The sequence below is a fragment of the Achromobacter sp. RTa genome (genome assembly GCF_000757485.1).
GTDB lineage: Bacteria > Pseudomonadota > Gammaproteobacteria > Burkholderiales > Burkholderiaceae_B > Achromobacter.
The window spans coordinates 133,444-147,501 of sequence record NZ_JPYO01000045.1; the positions used below are offsets into that span (position 1 = coordinate 133,444).

A 14,058-nucleotide genomic window follows, 5' to 3' on the forward strand; every position below is an offset into this window, starting at 1 on the left:
AGAAATCGGAATCATGAGCAGGAAAGATCTGGCCGCCGGCTGGCGCGTACCGGGTTCGCGCACGCGGCTGGCCGTAGCGCTGTGCGCGGCGGGTTTCGGGGCGGGGCCCGCATGGGCGCAGAGCGATGAGGCCACCAAGACGATGGAAACCGTGGTGGTGACCGCCTCCGGTTATGAACAGCAGATCCAGGATGCGCCGGCTTCGATCAGCGTCATCACCCGCGAGGACCTGGACAAGAAGTTCTACCGCGACCTGAACGACGCGCTGGTGGAGGTGCCGGGCGTGATCGTCACCGGCGGCGGCGACCGGCAGGACATCAGCCTGCGCGGCATGGGCCCGAAATACACGCTGATCCTCATCGACGGCAAGCGCCAGAATTCCCGCGAAACCCGCACCAACTCGGATTCCACGGGCGTGGAAGGCGGCTGGACGCCGCCGCTTTCCGCCATCGAGCGCATCGAAGTGGTGCGCGGCCCGATGTCCTCGCTGTACGGCTCGGACGCCATGGGCGGGGTGATCAACATCATCACCCGCAAGGTTCCGGAGGCCTGGGGCGGCGAGATCCGCCTGGACACGACGATCCAGGAAAGCAGCAAGTCGGGCGATATCTACCAGGGCAACTTCTACCTGGCCGGCCCCATCAAGACCGATCTGCTCGGCCTGCAGATCTACGGTCAGGCGACGCAGCGCGACGAGGACGACATCGTCGACGGCTTCCGCAAGCGCAACTCCGAAAGCGTGACCGCCAAGCTGGCGCTGACGCCCAACCGCGACCACGACATCGTGCTGGAAGCGACCACCATGCGGCAGAAGCTCCAGGAAACGCTGGGCAAGACCGTCGCGCCGCTGGCGCCGGGCGAGGCCTGCTCGCGCAATGGATGCCCGGCTTCGTCCGAAACCGATTACCGCAGCAACAAATGGGCGCTGTCGCACACCGGGCGCTGGGGCTGGGGCGTGTCGGACAGCTACGTGCAGCAGGAAGAGTTCGACAACCGCTCGCGCCAGATGAAGATCAAGAACCTGGACATCCAGACGAGCTGGTCGCTGCCGCTGGGTTCGCACATGCTGACCCTGGGCGGCAGCTATCTGAACCAGCGCCTGAACGACCAGACGGGCAACCAGTTGGCTGGCGGCCCCAGCAAGGTGGAACGCTACCAATGGGCCCTGTTCGCCGAGGATGAATGGCGCCTGACCGAGAGTTTCGCGCTGACGACCGGCCTGCGCATGGATGAAGACGAGAACTTCGGCACGCACTTCAGCCCGCGCCTGTACGGCGTCTGGCACATGGCGGAACGCTGGACCCTGAAGGGCGGCGTTTCCACCGGCTTCCGCGCGCCCGACCTGCGCCAGACGGTTGCCGGCTGGGGCCAGGTCAGCCGCGGCGGCAACATGTACGGCAACCCGGACCTGACGCCGGAGAAGTCGGTGACCGAGGAAATCGGCATCCTGTATGACGATGGAGAAGGCTTCAACGCCGGCTTGACGCTGTTCAACAACGACTTCAAGGACAAGATCACCCGCGTGGCGTGCCCGGCGACCCAGTGCACGGACGGGCCCAACCAGTTCGGCTCGGATCCCACCACGTACATGAACGTGGACAAGGCGAATTCGCGCGGCGTGGAGGCCAGCATGAAGCTGCCCCTGTCGCGCGAATGGTCCCTGACCAGCAGCTACACGTTCACGAAGTCGGAACAGAAGTCGGGCGAATACAAGGGCCAGCCCCTGAACCAGCTGCCCAAGCACCTGTTCACCACCACGGTGAACTGGCAGGCGTCGGACGCCCTGCAGGCATGGGCGCGGGTGAACTACCGCGGCAAGGAAAGCCAGCCGATCACCGGCCCGTCCTCGTCGTCGGTGGTGGCGCCGTCCTACACCTTCGTGGATCTGGGCGGTTCGTATCAGCTCAACAAGACCGTGTCGGTGTATGCCGGCATCTACAACCTGTTCGACAAGCAGGTCACGTATGACGACTACGGCTATGTCGAGGACGGCCGCCGCTATTGGCTGGGCGTAGGCGTGAAGTTTTGAGACCGGCGGGCGCGTGGGGCCCGCCACATGAAGAGGGACGCCTGAAGAAGCAAATGCAAAAAGGCCGCCCCCGCCCCTGGCTCGCCCGCACCGGAGTCGCCCTGGCCTTGGGCGCCGCCACCGCGGTGGCCGCCGCGCAGGCGACGGTCCCAGTGAAGCACGCGCGCGGTGAAACCGCCGTTCCGGCCAAACCGGCCAAGACGGTGGTGATGGACCTGGCCGTGCTGGACACGCTGCATGCATTGGGCGTGGAGGTGACGGGCGTGCCCAGCGTCGCCAAGCTGCCGCCGCAGCTGGAGCAGTACGCGGACAAACGCTACTTGAAGGTGGGCACGATGTTCGAGCCCAACTACGAGGTGATCCACGCTGCCGCGCCGCAAGTTATCTTCGTGGCGGGCCGTTCGGCGCCCAAGTACGATGAACTGGCCAAGCTGGCGCCCACCGTCGACCTGACCGTGAACGCCAAGGACCTGGTCGGCAGCGTGACGCGCAATACGGAGACGCTGGCGGCCATCTATGGCAAGCAGGATGCGGCCAAGCAAAAGTTGGACGCGCTGCGCGCCTCGATCTCGGATCTGAACGCCAAGGCGGCGGGCGCCGGCACGGCGCTGATCGTGCTGACCACGGGCGGCAAGATGAGCGCCTACGGCCCGGGTTCGCGCTTTGGCGTGATCCACGACGCCTTCGGCGTCAAGCCGGCGACGACGGGGCTGAGCGTGTCCAACCACGGCCAGGCGATCTCCTTCGAATTCATCGCGCAGACCGATCCCGACTGGCTGTTCGTCATCGACCGCGACGCCGCGATCGGCCGCGAGGGCGTGTCGGCCCAGCGCATGCTGGACAACGAACTCGTGCGCCAGACCAAGGCCTGGAAGAACAAGCACGTGGTCTACCTGAACGGCTACAACTGGTACCTGATGGGCAGCGCGGGCCTGACCGCCATGCAGCAGAACGTGGACGAGATCGCGCGCGCGCTGGCGGCAGGCAAGTAGCGCCGCATGCATGGAGCAGGAGCAGGGCGGGTGAGCTGGCGGCAGTCGATGGGCGGTTGGGGCGGGTTTGCGGCGGTGGCGGCATTGTTGCTGCTGCTGTGCGCGGCCAGCGTCAGCCTTGGCGCGGGGCAGATGTCCTGGGCCGCGCTTTGGGGCGGCGAGGATGCGGAGCGCGCCTGGCGCCTGCTGCTGGTCAGCCGCGTGCCGCGCACGCTGGCGCTGCTGCTCGCCGGCATGGCGCTGGCCGTGGCGGGTCTGATCATGCAGATGCTGGTGCGCAACCGCTACGTGGAACCCACGACCGCGGGCACCGTCGAATCCGCCACCCTGGGCATCCTCGTCATCACCCTGCTGGCGCCGGACACGCCCGTGATCGGCAAAATGCTGACGGCCACCGGGTTCGCTCTTGCAGGCACCTTGCTGTTTCTTGCCTTGCTGCGCCGCGTGCCATTGCGCACGCCGTTCATCGTTCCGCTGATCGGGCTGATCCTGGGCGGAGTGATCCACGCGGTGACGACCTTCGTCGCCTACCGCTACGACCTGCTGCAATCCCTGCATGCCTGGACCACCGGCGATTTTTCCGGCGTGCTGCGGGGACGCTATGAACTGCTGTGGATCGGCTTCGGACTGGCCTGCGCCGCGTACGCCGCGGCCGATCGCTATACCGTGGCCGGCATGGGCCGGGAGTTCGCGTCCAACCTGGGCCTGAACCACGCGCGGCTGACCCTGGCCGGCCTGCTCATCGTATCGGCGATCTCGGCGGTCGTCGTCGTGACCGCCGGCGGCATTCCTTTCCTGGGCCTGATCGTGCCCAACGCGGTCAGCCTGATGCTGGGCGACAACATGCGCCGCTCCATTCCATGGGTGGCCGCCCTGGGCGGAATCTTCGTGCTGGCCTGCGACATCATCGGCCGGCTGGTGATCCACCCCTACGAGATTCCCATCGGCACCGTCGTCGGCGTGCTGGGCAGCATTCTGTTCCTTTGCCTGCTGCGCACGCGGAGGAACCGCCTTGGTTGAAACCGTGTTTCCGGCCGCCGCCCGCGCGCCCCAGGCCTGGCGCCTGGGGCTGCTGGCCGCCGCCGCGCTGGCCTGCATGGCTGCTTTCATGACCCTGGGCGCCAATGGGCAATGGTCGTTCGTGATTCCGTTCCGCGGCGCCAAGCTGGGGGCGATGCTGCTGGTCGCGTATGCCGTCGCGCTGTCGTCGGTGCTGTTCCAGACGATCACCCACAATCGCATCCTGACCCCGGCCATCATGGGCTTCGACGCCCTGTACCTGCTGATCCAGGCGGTGGTGGTGTTCGGCTTCGGGCAGGCGGCCGCAACCGTCAGCCATCCGGTGGCCGCCTTCTTGCTGGAAGTCGGCGCCATGACGGCGTTCGCCTGCCTGCTGTTCCGCTGGCTGTTCGCCGACGGGGTGCGCAGCCTGCACCTGATGATGCTGGTGGGCATCATCTTCGGACTGCTGTTCCGCAGCCTGTCCAATTTCGTGGTCCGGCTGATCGATCCCAACGAGTTCCTGGTCTTGCAGGACCGCATGTTCGCCAGTTTCAACACGGTGCGCGTGAGCCTGCTGCCGATCGCGTTCGCGGCCGTCTGCGCGGCGTCGCTGCTGGTCTGGCGCATGCGCCATCGCTACGACGTGCTGGCGCTGGGGCGCGAGATATCCGTGAACCTGGGCGTGGACTACCGCCGCACGCTGATGCGGACGCTCGCGGCCATCGCGGTGCTGGTTTCCGTGTCGACGGCGCTGGTCGGCCCCGTGACCTTCTTCGGGCTGCTGGTCAGCAACCTGGCCTACCAGGCCATGGGTTCCGACCGGCACCGGTACACCATTCCCGCCGCGACCCTGCTGAGCGTGATCTTCCTGGTCGGCGGCCAGACGCTGCTCGAGCGCGTGCTGGGCCTGAACACCACGGTCAGCGTAGTGATTGAATTCGTGGGCGGCGTCATGTTCCTCGTCCTGATCCTGCGCAGGGGGCGCCGATGATAGAAATCCAGCAAGTCAGCAAGCAGTACGGCGACAGCGTGGTCGTCGACGGCGTCACCTTGTCCCTGCCGGCGGGCGGCGTCACCGCCATCATCGGGCCCAACGGCGCGGGCAAATCGACGCTGCTGTCGATGGTCAGCCGCCTGCTGCCCATGTCCGCGGGCCGGGTGCAGGTGGACGGGCTGGACGTGACGAAGGCCGACAGCCGCGAACTGGCGCGCCGCCTGTCCATCCTGCGGCAGGACAACCACCTGCCGCTGCGGCTGACGGCGAGGGACCTGGTGGCGTTCGGCCGCTATCCGCACACCGGCGGCCGCCTGACGCTGGACGACAAGGACCACATCGACCGGGCCATCGCCTACCTGAACCTCGAGCCCCTGGCCGACCGCTACCTGGACGAGATGTCGGGCGGGCAGCGCCAGCGCGCCTTCGTGGCGATGGTGTTGTGCCAGGATACGCGCTACGTGCTGCTGGACGAGCCGCTGAACAGCCTGGACATGAAGCACGCCGTCGCCATGATGGGCACCCTGCGCCGGGCGGCGGACGAGCTGGGCAAGACCGTGGTGCTGGTGCTGCACGACATCAATTTCGCGTCCAGCTACGCGGATCGCATCGTCGCGATGCGGATGGGCCGCATCGCCCACCAGGGAACTCCCGCCGAACTGGTCCGGGCCGAGGTGCTGAGCGCGCTGTACGAACTGCCGATCGAGGTGCACGAGATCGGCGGCCGGCGCATCTGCGTGTACTACCGCCAGGCGGATTGACCGCGTTGCTGCCGGCCGTCAGTGCAGCGGAGATTCCCGCGCCAGGCTGTCGGCATCCAGCGCGGCCAGGGCGTCCAGGAACCGCCACGCGAACGATCCGGGCCCTTCGGACTGGGCGCCTGAGCGTCGGCCGGCGATTGCGAAGCACGACAGGGCCGCCACCGCGGCCGCATAGGGGTCGGCTCGCGAGACGGCGGCGAACGCGCCGACCGTGGCGGTCAGCGCGCAGCCTGTCGCGGTGACGCGCGGCATCAGCGCGGAGCCGCCCGCGATGCGTACCGAACGACTGCCGTCCGTCACGAAATCCACCTCGCCGGTGACGGCCACCACCGCCCCGCGCGCCGCCGCGATCGCGCTGGCGGATTGCTCGGCCTGGGCCACCGCATTGCCGGAGTCGACACCCTTGCCGGCGCTGCGGCCGCCGGCAAGGGCGATGATCTCGGAAGCGTTGCCGCGGATGATGGCGGGCCGCAGGTCCAGCAGCCGCTGCACGGCATCGCGGCGGAAGGCGGTGGCGTGATGCGCCACCGGATCCAACACCCAGGGCGTGCCGGCCCGGCCGGCCGATTCCGCCGTCAGCAGCATGCTCTCCAGCCAGGACGCCGACAGGGTCCCGATATTGATCACGACCGCGCCGCTCATGCGGGCGAACTCCGGCGCTTCCTCGGCGGCATGGACCATGGCGGGAGAGGCGCCGATCGCCAGCAGCGCGTTCGCCGCATAGTTCATGGACACGAAATTTGTCAGGCACTGCACCAGCGGCGCGTCGCGGCGCACGGCCTCGAGCAGGCCCTGTGAAATGCCGGCCTGGGCGGCGGGGGAAAGCGAATGGGCTTGCATGCCGGGCGGTCCTTGCAGGAAGAACGCGCTGGCGCGGAGGGCGGCCCGCGCGCGGCTGTCCAAGGAGCGAACGCTTGCGGCTGCTGCACCGTCCCTACGCCAGCGTTATCTGGATCAGGTTCGACGGGTCGCCGTGCACTGCGGGCCCTGGGGCCCGCCAACGGATTCTCAGCTTCTTGCCGAAGCTCCCCGGGTGGATACGTTTATGTTCGGAGTGTGGGCGGGGCTTGTCAAGTTCCGGGGCAGGCGCGGCGTCAGGCCCGCGCGGTATCGAAGGCCAGCAGATTGTGCTTGACGAGGCTCAGCATGTCGGCCAGCTGGTGGCGCTGCTCTACGGTGAGCCCTTGCAGGATGGCTTCGCTCATGACGTCGCTCTTGACGCGCATGCGTTCGATCATGGCGCGGCCTTCCGGCGTCAGCAGCACCAGCTTGGTCCGCCTGTCCTGCTCGTCCGCTCCCCGGCGCACATAGCCCAGCGCTTCCAGACGGTCGACCAAGCCGCCGAGCGCGGCGCGGCCCAGGTCCAGCACGTCGGCCAAGTCGCTTTGCGACATGCCGTCATGGCGGGACAGGTGCGCCATGACCCACCATTGCGACCGCGTGATGCCTTCGGGCTTCATGACCTCGTCGAAGACCTTGCGGCGCAATCTGGATACGTCGTGCATCAGGAAACCCAGCCTCTGGTCCCAGTTTTCCTGCGCGTTGTTCATTGCCTTGTCGGCCATTCAGGCATCCTCCAGCCGGATCAGGCGCTTACCCATGTTCTTGCCTTGATAGAGATCCGCGATCGATCCCGGCGCGGCTTCGATGCCGTCCAGGATCTCTTCGCGAAAACGCAGTTTTCCTTCGCGCACCAGCGGCGCCAGCGCGGCGACGGCTTCTTCGTAGCGGTGCTCGTAGTCCCAGACGAGAAAGCCCTGCATGCGCGCCGCCTTGTTGAGCAGGTGGCGCTCGACGCGCGGACCGGCGGGCCAGGGATCCCAACTGGCCACGGACGCGGTGCCGCAAATGACGATGCGCGCGTGCCGGTTGATCAGAGGGATCACGGTATCGCTGATACGCCCCGCGGTGTTGTCGAAGTAGACGTCCACGCCGGCCGGGCAGGCTGCGGCCAAGGCTTGCGCCAGCTCGGGCGAATGGTAATCCACCGCGGCGTCGAAGCCGAATTCCTCTACGCAAAGACGAGTCTTGGCTTGCCCGCCCGCGATGCCCACGGCCCGGCAGCCCTGGTGGCGGGCCAGTTGTCCGACGACCGAGCCGACGGCGCCAGCGGCGGTGGAGACCACGACGGTCTGACCGGCCTGGGGCTCGCCGCAGACATTGAGCGCGAAGTAGGCCGTGACGCCGTTCAGTCCGAGAACGCCGAGCGACAGCGACAGCGGCAGATCGGTCTCCAGCACGCGCCGCCGGATAGCCTGGCCGTCGGTCAGCGCGTAGTCCTGCCAGCCCAGCATCCCCATTACCAGGCTGCCTTCGGGATAGCGCGGATTGCGCGACGCGACCACGCGTCCGGCCGCGAACGAGCGCATGACTTCGCCGATCGCCACCGGATCCGAGTAGTTGGCGGCGGCATTGACCCAACCTCGCATGGCGGGGTCCACCGACAGGTACAGGTTCCTGACCAGGACTTCGCCTTCCTTCGGCTCCGGCACCGGCGCGGTGCGGATATCGAAGTGCGACGCCTGCGGGATGCCCAATGGCCTTTCTTTCAGGACGACCTGCCGGTTTACCAGGTTGCGGGTCTGCATTGCTCGTCTCCTTGGGGTTGTTCCCAATATTGTATGGATGCATACAGTATGTTAGCGTTCATTTTAACGCGATGGACCAGGATGTCCATCGCCAAGCGGGCGACAGCCCCGCGGCGCGCAGCCAAGGAGACGACGATGGCAGGGTTGTATTTCGAGCAATTCCAGGTCGGGCAGTGCTTCCAGCATGACGTGCGGCGCACGGTCACCGAGACCGACAACGTGCTTTTCTCCACCATGACGATGAATCCCGCGGCCATTCACCTGGACGCGGAATACGCCAAGGCCACCGAGTTCGGCCGTCCCCTGGTCAACAGCGCCTTCACTCTCGGCCTGATGGTCGGGATATCGGTAGGCGACACCACGCTCGGCACCACCGTCGGCAACCTGGGATGGGATGAAGTGCGCTTCCCCAGCCCTGTATTCGCCGGCGACACCCTGCGCGTGGAAACAAAGGTGCTGGAGCTGCGCGACAGCCGTTCGCGCCCGCAGAACGGCATCGTGGTCTTCGGCCACAACGCCTACAACCAGCGCGACGAGCTGGTCGCCAGTTGCCGCCGCGTGGCGCTGATGTTGCGCCAGGCAGCCTGAGGCCCCCGCCGATTTTCCCTTTATTGGAAGAGTTGCCCATGGATTTCGCGCTTAGCGACGAGCAGACCGCCATCCGCCATGCCGTGCAGGACCTGTGCGCGGGATTCGACGACGACTACTGGACCCGCAAGGACAGGGAAGGCGGCTTCCCGGAGGATTTCTACCGCGCCATGGCGGATGCGGGCTGGCTGGGCGTGGCCATGCCCGCCGAGTACGGCGGCGCCGGCCTGGGCATACAGGAAGCCGCGCTCATGATGGAAACCGTTGCCGCTTCCGGGGCCGGCATGGCGGGGGCTTCGTCCATCCATATGAATGTGTTCGGACTGCATCCCGTGGTGGTGCACGGCAGCGACGCGCAGCGCGCGCGGTGGCTGCCGCCGATCATCAGCGGGGAGCAGAAAGCCTGCTTTGGCGTGACCGAACCCAACACCGGGCTCAATACGCTCAAGCTGCGCACGCTGGCGGTGCGCCGCGGCGACCGCTATGTGGTCAATGGCCAGAAGATCTGGATCTCCACGGCTCAGGTGGCCAGCAAGATCCTGCTGCTGGCGCGCACCACCCCGTTGGACCAGGTGACGGGGCCGACGCAGGGCCTGAGCCTTTTCTATACGGACCTGGACCGCAGTCGCGTCAGCGTGCGCGAGATCGAAAAGCTGGGCCGGAAGGCCGTCGATTCCAACGAGCTGTTCATCGATGGACTGGAAGTGCCGGTCGAAGACCGCATCGGCGAGGAAGGCAAGGGCTTCTCCTACATCCTGCACGGCCTGAATCCCGAACGGGTCCTGCTGGCAGCCGAAGCCACTGGGCTCGGGCGGGCGGCGCTGCGCCGGGCCGCCGCCTACGCGGGCGAGCGGATCGTGTTCGACCGCCCCATCGGCCAGAACCAGGGCGTGCAGCATCCGCTGGCCGAACGCTGGGTGGAACTGGAAGCGGCCGAATTGCTGTATCGCCGCGCCGCCTGGCTGTACGACCAGGGGCAGCCTTGCGGCGCCGAGGCCAATGCGGCCAAGTTCTTCTGCGCCGAGGCGGGGTTCCGCGCCTGCGAGACCGCGGTGCTGACTCATGGCGGCATGGGCTATGCGAAGGAATACCACGTGGAACGCTACTTCCGCGAAGCCATGCTGCCGCGCATCGCGCCGGTCTCGCCGCAATTGATTCTCTGCTACATCGCCGAAAAGGTATTGGGACTGCCCAAATCGTATTGAGGAGACAAGCATGCGCAAATCGCCGAAGGTCATCATCACCTGTGCCGTAACGGGCTCGATCCATACGCCGTCGATGTCGCCCTACCTGCCCATCACGCCCCGGCAGATCGCGGACGACGCGGTGGCGGCCGCCGAGGCCGGAGCCGCCATGCTGCACCTGCATGCGCGCGATCCGGAAACCGGCAGGCCCGACCAGGATCCGAAGCTCTTTGCGCAGTTCCTGCCCGAGATCAAGGCCCGCAGCGGCGCCATCCTGAACATCACCACGGGCGGGGGGCTGGGCATGTCGCTGGACCAGCGGCTGGCGCCCGCCAAATGGGCGCAGCCCGAGGTCGCGTCCATGAACATGGGGTCGCTGAACTTCAACATCGCGGGCGCGGGCGATCGTGTCAGCGAATTCAAGTTCGATTGGGAAAAGCCCTATCTGGAGATGACGCGCGATTTCATCCTGTCGAACACCTTCGCGCAGATCGATCGGGGCCTGCGCGAGCTGTCCGACCTGGGCACGCGCTTCGAGTTCGAGTGCTACGACGTCGGCCACCTGTACAACCTTGCGCATTTCGTCGACCGCGGGCTGGCCAAGCCTCCGTTTTTCCTGCAGTGCATCTTCGGCATCCTGGGAGGCATCGGCGCCGACCACGAGAACCTGCTGCATATGCGCACCATCGCCGACCGCCTGTTCGGCGACGACTACTACCTGTCGGTGCTGGCCGCGGGGCGGCACCAGATGCCCTTCGTCACGGCCAGCGCGCTGCTGGGCGGGAACGTCCGCGTGGGGCTGGAGGACAGCCTGTACGCCGGCCGCGGAAAGCTCGCGACGTCCAACGCCGAGCAGGTCGCGAAGATCCGCCGCATCCTTGAAGAGCTGTCGCTCGAGATCGCGACGCCCGACGAGGCGCGGGCCATGATTCAAACCAAGGGCGGCGACAACGTCGCTTTCTGAGCGTCGCGAGGCGCACGCGGGAGAAGGATGCAATGGATGCTTTGCAGGGGTTGAGAGTGGTGGATTTCTCCAAGGTGCTGGCGGGCCCCTTGTGCACGCAGTACCTGGGCGACATGGGCGCAGAGGTGATCAAGGTGGAGCCGCCCAAGGGAGACGATACGCGCCGCTGGCCGCCTTTCAGGGGAGAGGACGGCACGGTATTCCTGAGCGTGAACCGCAATAAGCGCAGTGTGGCGCTGGACCTGAAGTCGCCCGAAGGCCGCGAAGCCGCCCAGCGGCTGATCGCCACGGCCGACATCGTGGTCGAGAGCTTCGGCCCCGGGGTGGCGGCCCGCCTGGGCATCGATTACGACAGCGCGGCGGCGCTGCGGCCGGACGTGGTCTATTGCAGCATTTCCGGCTTCGGCAGCAAAGGGCCGCTGAACAAGGGCAAGGGCTACGACGTGATCCTGCAGGCGTTCTGCGGCATGATGTCCATCACGGGCGAAGACGGCGGACCCGCGGTCCGCAGCCCGATTTCTCCCATCGACCAGGCCACCGGCATGCATGCCGCCACCGGAATCCTGGCCGCGGTCGTGCGCAGGCTGCGCACCGGCAAGGGCTGCAAGGTCGAGGCCTCGCTGTTCGACACCGCCGTCGGGTTCATGGGCTATGTGATGCAAAGCTATTGGGAGCGGGGCAGCGAGCCGCGCCGCTGGGGCTCCGCCCATGAGTCCCTGTGCCCTTATCAGGTGTTCGAGGCAAGCGACCGCCCCTTGCTGCTGGGCGTCGCAAACGATTCCTTGTGGCGCGCCTTCTGCAACGAGGCGGGCAGGGCGGAACTGGCGGACGATGCGCGCTACGCGACGAACGCGGACCGGGTGCGCAACCGCGCGGAAGTGCTGGAGCTCGTGTCGGAGATCATGCGTGGCGACGCCAGGGATGGCTGGATCCGCCGGCTGGCGCTCGCAGGCATTCCATGCGCGCCCATCCAGGGGGTGGGCGAGCTGCTGGCGCACGAGCACACCGCCGCCAGCGAAATGGTCCATCGGTTCGCGGAATCCGCGCACGGCGAGCTGAACGTGGTGTCCCAGCCGCTGCGCTTTGACGGCCAGCGGCCCAGGCCCGCCTCGCCGCCTCCAAGAGTGGGCGAGCATACCGCGCAGGTGCTGGCGGAACTGGGCTACGGCGAGGCCGCGGTCGGACGCTATCTGGATGCGCTGGCGCCGCGGGCAGGCATGGCGCCGGCGGAGGAGGGCTGACATGTCCATCGATTTTCACGAGCAGGACGGCGTGGCGCTGATCACCATCAACCGCCCCGAGAAAAGCAACGCGCTGGATCACGAACACTATGACGCCTTGTCCGAGGCCTGGCGCCGGGTCCGCGATGACGACGCCATACGCGTGGCCGTCATCACCGGGGCCGGTGATCGGGCCTTCTGCGCGGGCGCCGACCTGAAGTCGTTCATCGGCGCGCCGCCCAGCCTGGCGGCGCTGATGCACACGCAGCAGGGCCAATTGCTGAACCGCGGGCTGGAAGTCTGGAAGCCGGTGGTTGCCGCCGTCAACGGGCACTGCCTGGGCGGCGGCATGACGCTGCTATTGGCCACTGACCTGCGCGTGTGCGTGCCGACCGCCACCTTCGGCCTGACGGAGGTCAGGCGCGGCGTCTTTCCGGCCAATGGCGGCACCCAGCGCGTGGCGCAGCAGTTGCCGCACGCCATCGCCATGGAATTGCTGCTGCTGGGCGACGCGTTCGACGCCGAAGCCGCCAGCCGCTGGGGTTTGGTGAACCGCGTCGTGCCGCGCGAGGAACTGCTGCCGGCGGCCATGGCGTATGCGCGCAGGCTTGCAGCCAATGCGCCGCTCGCGGTGCAGGCCGCCAAGGAACTCGCCCTGCGCAGCCGCGATGCCGACCTGGCGACCGGTTTGCGGCTGGAGCAGTTGTTCCTGCGCCTCTTGCAGGATACGCAGGATGTCGCCGAAGGCACGCAGGCGTTCGCCGAACGCCGAGCCCCCAGATTCCAAGGACAGTGAGGAGCATGCAATGGCATTGAGATCGATGTTGTTCGTCCCCGGGGACAGCGAACGCAAACTGGCAAAGGCCCCGGACACCGGCGCGGACGCCCTGATCCTGGACCTGGAGGATGCCGTGGACGCGGCGCGGCTGCCGGCGGCGCGCATCATCGTGCAGGAATACCTGGCGGCGCGTCCGGCGGCGGGCCCGGAGTTGTGGGTTCGCATCAATCCCCTGGATTCCGGCCTGGCGCTGGACGATCTGGCGGCCGTGGTGCGGTCGGCGCCCGATGCCATCCTGCTGCCCAAGGGCCAGGGCGCGCAGGGCATCGTCACGCTGGACCGCTACCTCAGCGCGCTGGAAGCGCGCGAAGGCCTGGCGCCCGGCGCCATCGGCATCATGCCGGTGGCGACCGAGACCGCGGGCGCCATGTTCAATCTGGGCGGCTACGCGGATTGCAGCCCGCGGCTGCGCGGCCTGACGTGGGGCGCTGAAGACCTGGCGGCGGTGCTGGGAGCGGCAAGCAACCGGCGCGAGGACGGCGAGTACGACTTCACCTACCAGCTCGCCCGTTCCCTCTGCCTGCTGGGCGCCACCGCGGCGGGCGTGCCCGCCATCGACACGATATGGGGCAACTTCCGCGACATGGAAGGCCTGCGCAAGGACTCCGCGCGGGCGCGGCGCGCCGGTTTCACGGGCAAGATCGCGATTCATCCGGACCAGGTGGCGGCCATCAACGAGGCCTTCACACCCGATCCCGCGGATATCGAGCGCGCGCGCCGCATCGTCCAGGCGTTCGAGCGGGCGCCCGGGGCCGGCACGCTGCAACTGGACGGCGAAATGCTGGACCGCCCGCACCTGAAGCAGGCGATGCGCATTCTGGCCAGCGTTCCGGCCGGCAGTTGACCCGCCCGGGCGAGGCAGGCCGAACCGCCTCTGCCCAGCACTTTCGGCGACCGT

Annotated in this window: 14 protein-coding genes and 1 riboswitch; of the genes, 11 read left to right on the top strand and 3 right to left on the bottom strand. The window is 67.4% G+C overall.

All coding sequences use genetic code 11. From position 1 onward, the window contains the following. The first annotated feature begins 13 nt into the window (after positions 1 to 13). The 5 genes from JL37_RS24945 (at position 14) to JL37_RS24965 (ending at position 5,778) form a co-directional block, all read left to right on the top strand. Entirely contained in the window at positions 14 to 2,029 is a 2,016-nt protein-coding gene (locus tag JL37_RS24945; protein ID WP_043547674.1) for a ligand-gated channel protein, read from the top strand. A gap of 53 nt (positions 2,030 to 2,082) precedes the next feature. Beyond that, entirely contained in the window at positions 2,083 to 3,021 is a 939-nt protein-coding gene (locus JL37_RS24950; protein WP_043547675.1) for a siderophore ABC transporter substrate-binding protein, read from the top strand. A 48-nt stretch (positions 3,022 to 3,069) separates the two neighbouring features. Further along, the gene (locus JL37_RS24955; RefSeq protein ID WP_043547676.1) at positions 3,070 to 4,041 is read left to right on the top strand and encodes an ABC transporter permease; all 972 of its coding nucleotides are present in this window, start codon (positions 3,070 to 3,072) and stop codon (positions 4,039 to 4,041) included. A gap of 76 nt (positions 4,042 to 4,117) precedes the next feature. After that, entirely contained in the window at positions 4,118 to 5,014 is an 897-nt protein-coding gene (locus JL37_RS24960; protein WP_231570440.1) for an iron chelate uptake ABC transporter family permease subunit, read from the top strand. Then, positions 5,011 to 5,778 carry an ABC transporter ATP-binding protein gene (locus JL37_RS24965; RefSeq protein WP_043547677.1) on the top strand — a complete coding sequence of 256 codons (768 nt, stop codon included), beginning with the start codon at positions 5,011 to 5,013 and terminating at the stop codon, positions 5,776 to 5,778. Before JL37_RS24960 ends, JL37_RS24965 begins: the two co-directional genes overlap by 4 nt. Positions 5,779 to 5,796: 18 nt before the next feature. Here JL37_RS24965 and thiM read toward each other — a convergent pair whose 3' ends face one another. The 3 genes from thiM to JL37_RS24980 all read right to left on the bottom strand — a co-directional run bounded on the left by thiM (position 5,797) and on the right by JL37_RS24980 (position 8,366). Further along, positions 5,797 to 6,618 (bottom strand): hydroxyethylthiazole kinase, encoded by an 822-nt coding sequence (gene thiM, locus JL37_RS24970; protein ID WP_043548189.1) that lies wholly within the window; start codon positions 6,616 to 6,618, stop codon positions 5,797 to 5,799. 73 nt (positions 6,619 to 6,691) lie between these two features. Beyond that, a riboswitch (TPP riboswitch) is annotated at positions 6,692 to 6,820 on the bottom strand. 52 nt (positions 6,821 to 6,872) lie between these two features. Next, a complete protein-coding gene (locus JL37_RS24975) occupies positions 6,873 to 7,343 on the bottom strand; it encodes a MarR family winged helix-turn-helix transcriptional regulator (protein ID WP_052097586.1) in 471 nt (156 codons plus the stop codon). Next, on the bottom strand, positions 7,344 to 8,366 hold the full coding sequence (locus tag JL37_RS24980) for an NADP-dependent oxidoreductase (RefSeq protein WP_043547678.1): 1,023 nt from the start codon (positions 8,364 to 8,366) through the stop codon (positions 7,344 to 7,346). A 135-nt stretch (positions 8,367 to 8,501) separates the two neighbouring features. On the opposite strand from JL37_RS24980, the gene JL37_RS24985 reads away from it, so the two are divergent. Genes JL37_RS24985 through JL37_RS25010 form a run of 6 tightly spaced genes read left to right on the top strand, consistent with a single transcriptional unit; the run spans position 8,502 to position 14,004 of the window. Beyond that, complete coding sequence (locus tag JL37_RS24985) at positions 8,502 to 8,954, top strand: MaoC family dehydratase (RefSeq protein ID WP_043547679.1); 453 nt, start codon at positions 8,502 to 8,504, stop codon at positions 8,952 to 8,954. 38 nt (positions 8,955 to 8,992) lie between these two features. Then, positions 8,993 to 10,159 (top strand): acyl-CoA dehydrogenase family protein, encoded by a 1,167-nt coding sequence (locus tag JL37_RS24990; RefSeq protein ID WP_043547680.1) that lies wholly within the window; start codon positions 8,993 to 8,995, stop codon positions 10,157 to 10,159. Between the two features lie 10 nt (positions 10,160 to 10,169). Beyond that, a complete protein-coding gene (locus JL37_RS24995) occupies positions 10,170 to 11,102 on the top strand; it encodes a 3-keto-5-aminohexanoate cleavage protein (protein ID WP_043547681.1) in 933 nt (310 codons plus the stop codon). A gap of 32 nt (positions 11,103 to 11,134) precedes the next feature. Beyond that, complete coding sequence (locus tag JL37_RS25000) at positions 11,135 to 12,343, top strand: CaiB/BaiF CoA-transferase family protein (protein ID WP_043547682.1); 1,209 nt, start codon at positions 11,135 to 11,137, stop codon at positions 12,341 to 12,343. A 1-nt stretch (position 12,344) separates the two neighbouring features. Further along, complete coding sequence (locus tag JL37_RS25005) at positions 12,345 to 13,118, top strand: enoyl-CoA hydratase/isomerase family protein (RefSeq protein ID WP_043547683.1); 774 nt, start codon at positions 12,345 to 12,347, stop codon at positions 13,116 to 13,118. 10 nt (positions 13,119 to 13,128) lie between these two features. Continuing rightward, positions 13,129 to 14,004: a CoA ester lyase gene (locus JL37_RS25010; RefSeq protein ID WP_043547684.1), complete on the top strand. Its 876-nt coding sequence runs from the start codon at positions 13,129 to 13,131 to the stop codon at positions 14,002 to 14,004. The last annotated feature ends 54 nt before the right edge of the window (positions 14,005 to 14,058 follow it).

Bases quoted from the DNA above. Each gene is read 5' to 3' on its own strand.
- JL37_RS25010 (WP_043547684.1), top strand. From the start codon at position 13,129: ATGGCATTGAGATCGATGTTGTTCGTCCCCGGGGACAGCGAACGCAAA.
- thiM (WP_043548189.1), bottom strand. From the start codon at position 6,618: ATGCAAGCCCATTCGCTTTCCCCCGCCGCCCAGGCCGGCATTTCACAG.
- JL37_RS24980 (WP_043547678.1), bottom strand. From the start codon at position 8,366: ATGCAGACCCGCAACCTGGTAAACCGGCAGGTCGTCCTGAAAGAAAGG.
- JL37_RS24965 (WP_043547677.1), top strand. From the start codon at position 5,011: ATGATAGAAATCCAGCAAGTCAGCAAGCAGTACGGCGACAGCGTGGTC.
- JL37_RS24950 (WP_043547675.1), top strand. From the start codon at position 2,083: ATGCAAAAAGGCCGCCCCCGCCCCTGGCTCGCCCGCACCGGAGTCGCC.
- JL37_RS24960 (WP_231570440.1), top strand. From the start codon at position 4,118: ATGGCTGCTTTCATGACCCTGGGCGCCAATGGGCAATGGTCGTTCGTG.
- JL37_RS25005 (WP_043547683.1), top strand. From the start codon at position 12,345: ATGTCCATCGATTTTCACGAGCAGGACGGCGTGGCGCTGATCACCATC.
- JL37_RS24955 (WP_043547676.1), top strand. From the start codon at position 3,070: ATGGGCGGTTGGGGCGGGTTTGCGGCGGTGGCGGCATTGTTGCTGCTG.
- JL37_RS25000 (WP_043547682.1), top strand. From the start codon at position 11,135: ATGGATGCTTTGCAGGGGTTGAGAGTGGTGGATTTCTCCAAGGTGCTG.
- JL37_RS24995 (WP_043547681.1), top strand. From the start codon at position 10,170: ATGCGCAAATCGCCGAAGGTCATCATCACCTGTGCCGTAACGGGCTCG.
- JL37_RS24990 (WP_043547680.1), top strand. From the start codon at position 8,993: ATGGATTTCGCGCTTAGCGACGAGCAGACCGCCATCCGCCATGCCGTG.
- JL37_RS24945 (WP_043547674.1), top strand. From the start codon at position 14: ATGAGCAGGAAAGATCTGGCCGCCGGCTGGCGCGTACCGGGTTCGCGC.
- JL37_RS24975 (WP_052097586.1), bottom strand. From the start codon at position 7,343: ATGGCCGACAAGGCAATGAACAACGCGCAGGAAAACTGGGACCAGAGG.
- JL37_RS24985 (WP_043547679.1), top strand. From the start codon at position 8,502: ATGGCAGGGTTGTATTTCGAGCAATTCCAGGTCGGGCAGTGCTTCCAG.